The organism is Arthrobacter sp. 05T45, assembly GCF_056395875.1.
On sequence record NZ_JBFTKI010000007.1, the window covers coordinates 77,688 to 88,577 of the forward strand.

Here is a 10,890-nt window from a genome sequence, read left to right on the forward strand (position 1 = left end):
AGGCCCCCTCGGACGACGGCGACGACGACGGCGGTGCCGCCGGCACCCGGATCCGGTGAAGGTTCCGCGAAGGTTCCGGCGGGGGTGTTGTCCACATAGCGGCCCGCCGGGCTACTACCGGGGGCGCACCCGGTCCAGGATCGGAGGATGGGCAGCCACACCACCCGGGTCCCGGCAGCGGACCCTGACCTTGCCCCGGCCGCGGCCAGGGCGGCGCGACACCGCGGGAGCTACGCGTGGCCGCTGGCGAGGCTGGGCGACCGGACAGCCGAAGCGGCGGCTGAGGTGCTCGCCCTGGCCATTCCAGTGGACTGCGTCTGCTGCGGGGCGGAGGACTCGGCACTCTGCGGCGCGTGCTCCCGTAACCTGCGCCTGCTGACGCTCCGGCCGTTCCGGGCAGAGGCCCAGGCTCCGGCCCTGATGGACATGGACGGCTCCGTGCTGCTGCCCGTGGTGGCGGCCGGGGCATACCGGGCCGAGCTGGCGCAGTGCCTGCTGTCCTTCAAAAGCCACGGGCAGGCCCGGCTGGGCGCCGAGCTGGCCCGGGGACTGGCGCGCGCCCTCCACGCCGCGTCCGGGCCCGGGCAGGGACTCGTCCTCGTCCCCGTGCCCACGAGCGCCGCCGCTTACCGCAGGCGGGGCTTCAGCCCGGTCCATATCCTGCTCCGCCGGCTCGTCCGCGGGGACGAAATCCCAGGGTTCACCGTCGCGGACGCGCTGCGGAAATCCGTGCCGCCCGCGCGGAACACCAAACCCCCGGCTTTGCCCCTGTGGGGCCGGTTGCGGGACGGCCCCACAGGGGCCGGCTCCCTGTCCGGCGGACAGAAGGGACTGGGCCGGGGTGAGCGCGCCCGGCGCGTGCGCGGATCCATGCGGGCCAGGTCCGGTCCGTGGCCTGCGCGAGTCGAAGGACGTGTCTGCATCATCGTCGATGACGTGCTGACCACCGGCGCCACCCTGGCGGAGGCGGCCCGTGCGCTCCGGGCCGCGGGGGCCATTGTCAGCGGCGCCGTCGTGCTGGCCGCGACACGCCCGCCGGCCGCCACCGATGTCGGCGCCGCCATCCCCGCGGCGGCGCGGATGATCGGTGGGAGCTAAAAAAATAAACCGTAAAAGGATGAATAACAGGTGTCTATGAACTAACGTCGAAGATGGGTACCAAGAACAGATGTACCTGTCGATAGCGGCTCGGAAAGGGGCTCGACTGTCAGTCAGATCGGCCCCCGGGAAGTACCGCCGTCGTGTCACCGAAGTCATTTGGAGGGCACCATGGAGTTCATGATCAGCGGACGCAACTTGACGGTCTCAGACCGGTTCCGCGAATATGCCGACGACAAGATCTCAAAGATCGCGTCGTTGGGAGACAAGGTCCAGAGGGTAGACGCGAAGGTCACCAAAGAGACCAAAGCCCGCCAGACCGCCGAATCGCTCACGGTTGAGCTGACAGTCCTGGGACGCGGCCCAGTAATCCGCGCAGAAGCGAGTGCCGCCGACAAGTTCGCTGCGTTCGATCTCGCTTACAACAAGCTTCTTGAACGCCTGCGCAGGGCCAGGGACCGCAGAAAGGTCCACCACGGCCGGCATACCCCGAAGTCCGTCACCGAGGCGACGGCAGCCCTGGAGCCGGCCAGCCCCAGCGAACCCCTCTATGTGGAGGCGGCGCAGCAGCAGGAGACCCAGGCGATGGCGGCAGAGAAGTCGCCGTATGAGGTCGAGAACGATATTCCGGCCGGCGACTCGCCTGTACTGATCCGCCGGAAGGTGTTCGCCGCGTCCCAGCTCACGCTCGATGACGCCGTCGACAACATGGAACTTGTGGGTCACGACTTCTATCTTTTCGTGGACAAGGAGACCAAGGCGCCGTCGGTCGTCTACCGCCGTGACGGCTGGACCTACGGGGTCATCTCCCTGGACCAGACGTGCGAGCCCGGACATTCGAGTCTGGAAGACAAAATCCTGGCCTACCGTTCAGAGGATGAGCCCGCCAGCGCATAAGCTGGTGCAGACTTTTCCGACGAAGGGACTAACGTGCAAGCATCGCTGAGCCTGGCACAGGCACGGCGGATCGCGTTGGCAGCCCAGGGACTGGAGAAGGAACGGCCCACCGGACCCGTGAGTGCACGGGCGGTGGGCCGTACCTTTGCCCGGCTGCACCTGGTTCAGATCGACTCCGTCAATGTGGTGTCCCGCAGCCACTTCCTGCCCTTCTTCTCGCGGCTCGGCAACTACGACCGCACCATCCTGGCGCGCATGGCGGGGACCCACCCGCGCCGGATGATGGAGTACTGGGCCCACGAAGCCTGCTTCATCCGCCCGGACCATTTCCACGATCTCGTGCAGTGGCAGAGCCGCAAATGGGTGGGCGCGCACGCGATGGACCCCGAACTGCGCAACGGGGTGGCGGCCAAGGTCCTGGAAACCCTGGCCGTCGGGAAGCCGCTGACCGCCGCCGAACTGACAGCCCGGCTCGGCCACGTGGAAGACCAGCAGCGGGACAACTGGGGCTGGAACTGGAACGCCGTTAAAAGGGTGCTGGAACATCTCTTCGAAGAGGGCCTGGTCTCCGCATCCTCGCGGACCGACTCCTTCGAACGGCGCTACACCCTCACCGCCCGGGTGCTCCCCGGACCGGGCAAGGAAGCGGTGGCACCCGAACCGGATGCGGCCGCGGCCATGGACCGGCTGATCGACGCCGCGGCCCAGGCCCACGGTATCGGGACTGTGCGATGCTTCGCCGACTACTTCCGGACACCGCAGAAGGACGCCGCCGTCGCCGTCCGGAACCTCGTGGACAGCGGCCGGCTGCAGCCGGTCACGGTATCCGGCTGGGACCGGCCCCTGTACCGCCACGTGGAGGCGAAACTGCCGCGCTCGGCCACCGGCCGGGCGCTCCTGAGCCCCTTCGACTCCCTCGTGTTCGAACGCCGGCGGCTCGAGGAGCTCTTCGGATTCCACTACCGGATCGAGATCTACACGCCCGAGCCGAAGCGGAAGTACGGCTACTACGTCCTGCCGTTCCTGCTCCGCGACGCGATCGTCGCACGGGTCGACCTCAAAGCGGACCGGGCCGGCGGGCGGCTCCTGGCCAGGGCCGCCCACGCCGAACCCGGCGCGCCGGAGGACACCGCCGTCGAACTCGCCGCGGAACTGCAGCTCATGGCAGAGTGGCTGGGAATGGACGACGTAGTTGTCTCGCCAATGGGGAACCTTGCGCCGGCGCTCGCCGAAGCCGTGGCTGCCCGGTAAACCGCACTATCCGCTGTGAGGGAACAGGCGCCACCGGCCTTGCGTCTCTCCCGTAGACTAAACACGCCAGAATTCGGCAGCTTGAGACTGGGAGCAACTTCACGTGGCATCACTTATCGAAAAACTTCTCCGCACGGGTGACAAAAAAACCCTGCGGCAACTGCGGAACTATGCCGATTCCATCAATGCCCTGGAGAGCTCCTTCCAGACCTTCACGGACGCCGAGCTCCGTGAAGAAACTGACCGGCTGCGCGAACGCCACCAGGCCGGCGAGAAGCTCGACGATCTGCTGCCCGAAGCGTTCGCGGCCGTACGCGAGGCCTCGTCCCGTACCCTCGGCATGCGCCACTTCGATGTCCAGCTCATGGGCGGCGCCGCCCTGCACCTGGGCAACATCGCGGAAATGAAGACCGGTGAAGGCAAGACCCTGGTGGCCACCGCTCCGGCCTACCTCAACGCCCTCACCGGCAAGGGCGTCCACGTCGTCACCGTGAACGACTACCTCGCCGAATACCAGTCAGACCTCATGGGCCGCGTCTACCGCTTCCTCGGCCTCACCAGCGGCTGCATCCTCTCCAACCAGGACCCTGCGCTGCGCCGCGAACAGTACGCCGCGGACATCACGTACGGAACGAACAACGAATTCGGCTTCGACTACCTGCGCGACAACATGGCGTGGGACAGCTCGGAACTCGTCCAGCGCGGCCACCATTTCGCCATCGTCGACGAAGTGGACTCGATCCTCATCGACGAGGCCCGCACCCCGCTCATCATCTCCGGTCCGGCCCAGGGGGACACCAACCGCTGGTACAGCGAATTCGCCAAGGTGGTCACACGCCTGCAGGCCGAGACCGACTACGAGGTCGATGAGAAGAAGCGCACCGTCGGTGTCCTCGAGGCCGGCATTGAAAAGGTCGAGGACTACCTCGGCATCCACAACCTCTACGAGTCCGCCAACACGCCCCTGATCGGCTTCCTGAACAACGCCATCAAGGCCAAGGAGCTGTTCAAGCGCGACAAGGACTACGTCATCCTCGACGGCGAGGTGCTGATCGTCGATGAGCACACCGGCCGCATTCTCGCCGGCCGCCGCTACAACGAAGGCATGCACCAGGCCATCGAAGCCAAGGAAGGCGTCGAGATCAAGGCCGAGAACCAGACGCTCGCCACCGTGACGCTGCAGAACTACTTCCGCATGTACGACAAGCTCGCGGGCATGACCGGCACGGCCGAGACCGAGGCCGCCGAGTTCATGAGCACCTACAAGCTCGGCGTCGTTGCCATCCCGACCAACCGCGACATGACACGGATCGACCAGGCCGACCTTGTCTACAAGAACGAGACCGTCAAATTCGACGCAGTCGTCAAGGACATCGCCGAACGCCACCAAAACGGCCAGCCTGTCCTCGTCGGCACCACCAGCGTCGAGAAGAGCGAATACCTCTCCCGGCTGCTGGCCAAGGAAGGCGTCCGGCACGAGGTCCTGAACGCCAAGAACCATGCCCGTGAAGCGTCCATCGTGGCCCAGGCCGGCCGCAAGGCCGCCGTCACAGTCGCGACCAACATGGCCGGCCGCGGTACCGACATCATGCTCGGCGGCAACGCGGAATTCACCGCCGTCGCCGAAATGGCCAAGCGCGGCCTGGACCCGGAGGAGAACTCCGAGGAATACGAGGCCGCGTGGCCCGAGGTGTTCGAATCCGCCAAGCAGTCCGTCAAGGACGAACACGAGGAAGTCCTGAACCTGGGCGGACTCTACGTGCTCGGCACCGAAAGGCACGAGTCCCGCCGCATCGACAACCAGCTCCGCGGCCGTTCCGGACGCCAGGGCGACCCCGGCGAGTCCCGGTTCTACCTCTCGCTGACCGATGATCTGATGCGCCTGTTCAACTCCGGCGCAGCCGAACGGCTCATGAACAGCTCGGTGCCCGACGACGTCGCACTCGAATCCAAGCTCGTCTCGCGCGCCATCGCCTCGGCCCAGGGCCAGGTGGAAGGCCGCAACGCCGAACAGCGTAAGAACGTGCTGAAGTACGACGACGTCCTGAACCGCCAGCGCGAGGCAATCTACGGCGACCGGCGCCGCATCCTCGAAGGCGATGACCTCCACGAGAAGGTCCAGTACTTCCTGGAAGACACCATCAACGCCTTCATCGACGAAGCCACAGCCGAGGGCACCGGCGACGACTGGGACTTCAACCTCCTGTGGTCCAACCTCAAGACCCTGTACCCCGTGAGCTTCACCCCTCGCGACGTCATTGACGAGGCCGGCGGCAAGTCCCGGATCACGACCGAGTTCCTCCGGGAAGAGATCCTTTCCGATGCCCGTCTGGTCTACCAGGCCAGGGAGCAGGCGATTGGCTCCGAGAGCATGCGCGAACTGGAGCGCCGGGTGGTCCTGTCCGTCATCGGGCGCAAGTGGCAGGAACACCTCTACGAGATGGACTATCTCAAGGAGGGCATCGGGCTGCGCGCCATGGCCCAGCGTGACCCCCTGGTGGAGTACCAGCGCGAGGGCTTCATCATGTTCCAGGCCATGATGGAGGCCATCCGCGAAGAGAGCGTCGGCTTCCTGTTCAACCTTGACGTCGAAGTGACGCCGGCCGAAGACGTTGTGGTGGCGGACGCCGAGGGCCAGCACACCGAACACCACGAGCCGCAGATCCATGCCGCCGGGCTCGAAGCCCCGGAGAAACCCGCGCAGCTGCAGTACACCGCCCCTGGCGAGGACGGTGCCGCCCAGACCCGGATCGAGGCGAAGGTCTCCGGACGTTCGGGAAACCCGGCCAAGGCCGCGGCGCAGGACATCGGCCGCCGCGCTGCGAAGAAGAAGCGGCGCTAGGCACGACGCAAACACGGGAGGACCGGAGCATTTGCTCCGGTCCTTCCGTGTTTGCGCCTCCTTTCCCTCACATGCCGGGCATTCCCTTGCAGACCGGGCCCGGTTCCGCAGGTTCGTGCCCGTCGCTGCCCTCGGCGGCGACTGGCTTCTGCCGGTTCTCTGCCTGTCTGTTGTCGGCTTTCTGCCTGTTTTCTGCGGACTCTCTGCCTGTTTTGTGCCTCCGGCCCTGCCGTTCAGCCGATCTCCAGCACTGTGACGCGCCAGGCCGCCGTGCCGCGCTCCAGCCGCAGCGCGACCGCGCGAACCCGTGATTCCTCGACCACCACGGCGCTGGCCTCGTAGACGTCTTCCGACACGCGGCAGGCCCGGACGGACCTGACAGACGGGTTGCGGTGCAGCCTGCCCGCCGTCGGCGAGCTGCCGGAGGCAACCCGGCGGGTCAATGCGGCTCGGTGCTGCAGGGCCGCCAGACAGCGCGGGTCCAGGCGCCGGGAGAGCTGCTGTGCGGGCCTCGTCCCGGCCAGCACCTCGATCGCCGCCTGCACGGTGCTCCGGGAAATCGCACAAATCTCGCGGGCCTCGTCAACAACGCGCAGCGGCGGCGGGGCCGCAGTGGCGTGGTTGGCCGGTGGTGTAGCGGTGCCGGACACAACCCGGAGGGCGGGGGCATGCGGGACGGGGGTCGCCGCGGCTGAGCGGATCCCGGTGACTGCGTTCATGACGGTTCCTTTGCTGATGGCTGGTGCGGGTGGCTTGCGGCTGGTGCGGGTGGCTGGAACCGGGCGAATCTTCCGACCGGCTTGTCCTGTGGTCTTCAGGGGGGCCGGGGCCGGCGTTGCGGCCCGGCCTGTGGTGCGGCGGCCCCTAGCGCGGCGGCGGGAGGACCAGGACCTGTCCGGGCCGCAGGAAGTGCGGGTCGGCTCCGATAGCGTCGCGGTTGCCCGCATAGAGCCGGGGCCACTCTCTGGCGATGTCGGCGTCGGAAGCCAACGGCCCCAGAGCGGCCGCGGTGATGCTCCACAGCGAATCGCCGGACCGGACCGTGACCTCCCTGCGGGCGCCGGGGAAGTCCTGTGTGCGCACATGGCGTGCAGCCAGCGGTCCGGCATCCACGATCGGGCTCAGCGGCTTCCAGCGCGGATCCAGCGCGGAACCGGCTCCCGGCCCTTGTGGCTCCGGTGCCAAGGCCTCCCCGGGTGACGGAGTCCAGGAGGCCGCTACCGCTGCCGGACCGGGTCTTTCCGGTCCGGGCCCGCCAGGCGCAGTGGCCGCGCTGGCCAGCGGCGCCGTCAGCAGCTGCAGTCCGACGGCGGCGAGCACCAGCCGCCGCATGAACGCCGGGCTGAACCGGCCCGTGGCGGCCGCCGCGCGGGTCCGGCCGAGGCGGTCCAGCAGTGCCGCCGCGACGGCGAAAGCGAGCGACATCACCCACCAGGTGATGACAATCAGCCCGGCCGTATTTGCCACGATCCCGAGCTGGTCCTCGAAGGACAGCGACTGCCGGCGTGCCGAGCCGGACTGCCAGCGCTGAATCAGGAAACTTCCCGTAGCTGCGAGGAAGATCCCGAGCAACAGGATGGCGGCGGCCATGGCGGCGTCGGCCCGGACTGTTTGTCTGGGCATGGGGACGGGCAGGGGCCGGTCCCCGGGTTGCGGCGTCGCTGTCCGGTCCATGGGCTGTTCCTCCAGTCGAAATGTGTACCGTTTGATGGTGTTTAATGCCATTTGATGACTTTTAAGCCTGTTTAATTGAGTCTGATCCTGTTGTGCTCCGTTTGTCTAGACGCAGTCCGAGTCTGTGGATAGTGGAGGCCTCGGATTGACCAGTGCGGGAGGGCCGCCTACGCTGGCGCCATGCGGTGGGACGCCTTGTTTGAGGACATGGAGGCACAGCTGGCCGCGCGCCAGCGGCTGGAATTAGAGGCTGAAATAGCCGAGCGTGCACTCGTGGACTCTGCGGGAGTGCAGCTCGCGGACCGGCTCCGCGGGTCCCTCGGGCTCAGTATCCGCGTGCATTTGTCCTTGGGGCGGGTGTTCGAGGGAGTGCTGAGCCACGCGGGCAGCGAGGCCCTGGTCCTTGATGAGCCCCAACACCAAGTGCTCATTCCCTACGCCGCGGCCGCGCACTATGGGGGCCTGTCGCGGGTGGCGGTCTCCGAACCGTCAATCGTCCGCCGGCGGCTCGGTTTGGGCAGCGCCCTCCGGGGACTCGCCAGGAACCGTGCACGGGTGACGATCTTTGCCGGTCACGGGAGGGCAGATGCGGGGCTCCACGGCATCATCGACGCGGTCGGCAGGGACTTCCTGGACCTGGCCGTGACACGGGACGGCGGGGAACGGCCTCCGGCGAACGCCCGGAAGGTGATTGCCATCCCCTTCGGCGCCCTCGCTGGCATCAGGTCCGTAGGTACCGTGGGCGGCTAGTCAGCCCGCCAGGTTCAACTTCCGGCGGACTTCGCCTTGGCCTCTTCGATCATGCGGCTGGCCTCGGCATAGCGCTCCTGGATGTACTGCTCGAGCATCTTCTCCTCGACGCGCCACTGGCCGCGTCCGCCCACCTGGATTGCCTTCAGCTCGCCGCTGCGAACGAGCGCGTAGGCGGCCGGAGAGTTGATCTGGAGCTGCTCGGCAACGTCAGCGAGAGTCAGGAATCGGGGCATGAACCCATTTTGCCACCGTTGAGGCCTACTGGCGCCGTTATCCACAGTTTGCGCCTGTTTGGCCCCGGATCTTCCACCCGGGCGGCCCGGGCGCAACAATAGGGGTGCCCGGCATCCGGGAATGGACGGCGACGACAGGGGGAGCGGACGCATGAGTGGAAGCGCGGCAGCCGAAGGGGCCCGTTTGAAAAGGCCGTCCTGGAAAGACCCCCGGCTCCTCGTCGGAATCCTGCTGGTCCTGGCATCCGTCGTTGGCGTGGTCTCGCTGGTCGGCGCCGCGGACCAGACCACGGAAGCGTACGCGGCGCGGGAGCCGATCGCCGTCGGCGAGACGCTGACAACCGACAAGCTGCACCGGGTCAAGGTGCGGCTCGGCGAAGTGGAACAGCACTACCTGACCCCGGAGGCCGGCCTGGATGCCGGACTTGTGGCCGTGCAGCGGATCGGCAAGGACCAACTGCTGCCGCGTGAGAGTGTCGGGCAGCTCGACGGGCTGGACCGCAAGCCCGTGGCCGTCACCGTCGAGGAGGCCCTTCCCGCCCAAGCCGTGGCGGGCTCGCGCGTGGATGTCTGGGTGGCGTTGCCGGATACCCGCAACGGCTTCAGCGAGCCCTCCCTGCTCCTCTCCGGCGCCGAAATTGCCCAGATCACCCCGGGCAGCACGGCCCTGGGCTCCTCACGTTCCACGGTGGTCATGGTGCTCGTTCCCGACGCCCAGATGCCCAAGTTGCTGGGGGCCCAGGCCAACAAAGCAAAGATCGCGGTCGTGTGGAACCCGGGCGGTACCTCGCGATGAGCATTCCCGTGGTGACTGTGGGGGACTCCCGCGATGACCTGGTCGGCGGACTGGAGCGGCTGCACGGGCCCGTGTCCGTTGTCCGGCGGTGCAGCGAGCTGGCGGAACTGCTGGCCGCCTGCCAGAGCGGGTTGGCCCGCGCCGCCGTCGTAGCGGCCGGCAGCGAAGAGCTGACGGCCTCGCTGGTGGACCGGCTGTCCGCCGTCGGCGTCGTCGTCATCGCCTTGACCGACAATCCGGAGGAAACTGTCCGCCTGCGGACCATTGGCGTGGCAGCGGAAGCCCGGGCCGTTGACGCCGCGGCCCTGGCGGCCCGGATTTCCGCAGCGGTGGCGCAGCTCAGTGGCACCGGAGAGGGCCCGGGACCGGCCGCGGGGGACGGCGCCGCGCTCGTCGCCGCCGCAGGGCAGGTGCCGCGGTCTTCCGGGGCGCACACCGTCACCGCAAGCCCAGGCGCGAAGGGCCGGATCATTGCGGTCTGGGGTCCGGCCGGCGCGCCGGGCCGGACCCTGGTGGCCGCCAACATCGCGGGGGAGCTGGCCGCGGAAGGCCATTCCGTGCTGCTGGTCGACGCCGACAGCTACGGTGCCAGCGTGGCCGCCCTCCTGGGTCTGCTTGACGAGGCCGCCGGGCTGGCTCAGGCCTGCCGGCTGGCAGACCAGGGCCTGCTTGACGCCGATGCCCTGCTCAGGATCGCCACGACCGTGCCGACCAAGGCCGGCGCGCTGCGGGTGCTCACCGGGATTACGCGGGCGGACCGCTGGACGGAACTGCGCGCCGCGGCCCTCACACTGGTGCTGGAGCGGGCCCGGGAGATTGCGGATGTCACTGTGGTGGACACCGGCTTCTGCCTCGAAGCCGATGACGAGCTTGGCTTTGACAGTGGCGCGCCGCGCCGCAACGCCGCGACCCTGCGAAGCCTGGAGCTGGCCGACACGGTCTTTGCCGTCGGGGCGGCGGACTCCATCGGGGTGCCGAGGCTCGTCCGCGGCCTCGCCGAGCTTCGGGCGGCCGTCCCGCAGGCGGCGCCGCAAGTGGTCCTGAACAAAGTCAGGACCTCCGCCGTTGGGCGCTCGCCCGAACGCCAGCTGCGGGCCGCCTGGGAGCGGTACGGCCCCTCGGCGCCGTTGTCGGCGTTCCTGCCGTCCGACCCCGCGGCGAGCGACGCCGCCCTCCTGTCCGGGGCACTTTTGCTCGAATCCGCCCCTGAATCCGAGTTGAGGCACGCGATCGCCATTTTGGTTTGTGCACCTGCCCAGCGAAATAAGAAATCCTTTGTCTTTTCTTCCACAGCACGACGCCGGGCAAAGGGTTAGGGTCAACGTAAGGGCCGCAAAGAGGCGGCT

At 67.9% G+C, this 10,890-nt stretch carries 10 protein-coding genes; 7 read left to right on the forward strand and 3 right to left on the reverse strand.

Annotated elements, in window-relative coordinates; all coding sequences use genetic code 11:
- Positions 1 to 147: 147 nt before the first annotated feature.
- The 4 genes from AC1DGD_RS09855 to secA all read left to right on the forward strand — a co-directional run bounded on the left by AC1DGD_RS09855 (position 148) and on the right by secA (position 6,088).
- Positions 148 to 1,098: a ComF family protein gene (locus AC1DGD_RS09855; protein WP_476856683.1), complete on the forward strand. Its 951-nt coding sequence runs from the start codon at positions 148 to 150 to the stop codon at positions 1,096 to 1,098.
- A 171-nt stretch (positions 1,099 to 1,269) separates the two neighbouring features.
- On the forward strand, positions 1,270 to 1,995 hold the full coding sequence (gene hpf, locus AC1DGD_RS09860) for a ribosome hibernation-promoting factor, HPF/YfiA family (RefSeq protein ID WP_476856684.1): 726 nt from the start codon (positions 1,270 to 1,272) through the stop codon (positions 1,993 to 1,995).
- A 33-nt stretch (positions 1,996 to 2,028) separates the two neighbouring features.
- Entirely contained in the window at positions 2,029 to 3,246 is a 1,218-nt protein-coding gene (locus AC1DGD_RS09865; protein ID WP_476856685.1) for a winged helix-turn-helix domain-containing protein, read from the forward strand.
- 103 nt (positions 3,247 to 3,349) lie between these two features.
- On the forward strand, positions 3,350 to 6,088 hold the full coding sequence (gene secA, locus AC1DGD_RS09870) for a preprotein translocase subunit SecA (RefSeq protein WP_476856686.1): 2,739 nt from the start codon (positions 3,350 to 3,352) through the stop codon (positions 6,086 to 6,088).
- A gap of 233 nt (positions 6,089 to 6,321) precedes the next feature.
- Here the strand turns inward: secA and AC1DGD_RS09875 are convergent, their stop codons facing one another.
- Together AC1DGD_RS09875 and AC1DGD_RS09880 are read right to left on the reverse strand one after the other, a co-directional pair.
- Entirely contained in the window at positions 6,322 to 6,807 is a 486-nt protein-coding gene (locus AC1DGD_RS09875) for an Rv3235 family protein (RefSeq protein WP_476856687.1), read from the reverse strand.
- Between the two features lie 145 nt (positions 6,808 to 6,952).
- A complete protein-coding gene (locus tag AC1DGD_RS09880) occupies positions 6,953 to 7,813 on the reverse strand; it encodes a LysM peptidoglycan-binding domain-containing protein (RefSeq protein ID WP_476856688.1) in 861 nt (286 codons plus the stop codon).
- Between the two features lie 129 nt (positions 7,814 to 7,942).
- On the opposite strand from AC1DGD_RS09880, the gene AC1DGD_RS09885 reads away from it, so the two are divergent.
- A complete protein-coding gene (locus AC1DGD_RS09885; protein WP_476856689.1) occupies positions 7,943 to 8,512 on the forward strand; it encodes a hypothetical protein in 570 nt (189 codons plus the stop codon).
- Positions 8,513 to 8,526: 14 nt separating this feature from the next.
- Here the strand turns inward: AC1DGD_RS09885 and AC1DGD_RS09890 are convergent, their stop codons facing one another.
- The gene (locus tag AC1DGD_RS09890; protein WP_018775212.1) at positions 8,527 to 8,748 is read right to left on the reverse strand and encodes a helix-turn-helix domain-containing protein; all 222 of its coding nucleotides are present in this window, start codon (positions 8,746 to 8,748) and stop codon (positions 8,527 to 8,529) included.
- A 151-nt stretch (positions 8,749 to 8,899) separates the two neighbouring features.
- Between AC1DGD_RS09890 and AC1DGD_RS09895 the strand changes: the two genes are divergently transcribed.
- Together AC1DGD_RS09895 and AC1DGD_RS09900 are read left to right on the forward strand one after the other, a co-directional pair.
- Positions 8,900 to 9,544 carry a CpaB family protein gene (locus AC1DGD_RS09895; protein ID WP_476856690.1) on the forward strand — a complete coding sequence of 215 codons (645 nt, stop codon included), beginning with the start codon at positions 8,900 to 8,902 and terminating at the stop codon, positions 9,542 to 9,544.
- Positions 9,541 to 10,860, forward strand: coding sequence for a CpaE/TadZ family protein (locus AC1DGD_RS09900; RefSeq protein ID WP_476856728.1), 1,320 nt, complete (start codon positions 9,541 to 9,543; stop codon positions 10,858 to 10,860). Before AC1DGD_RS09895 ends, AC1DGD_RS09900 begins: the two co-directional genes overlap by 4 nt.
- The last annotated feature ends 30 nt before the right edge of the window (positions 10,861 to 10,890 follow it).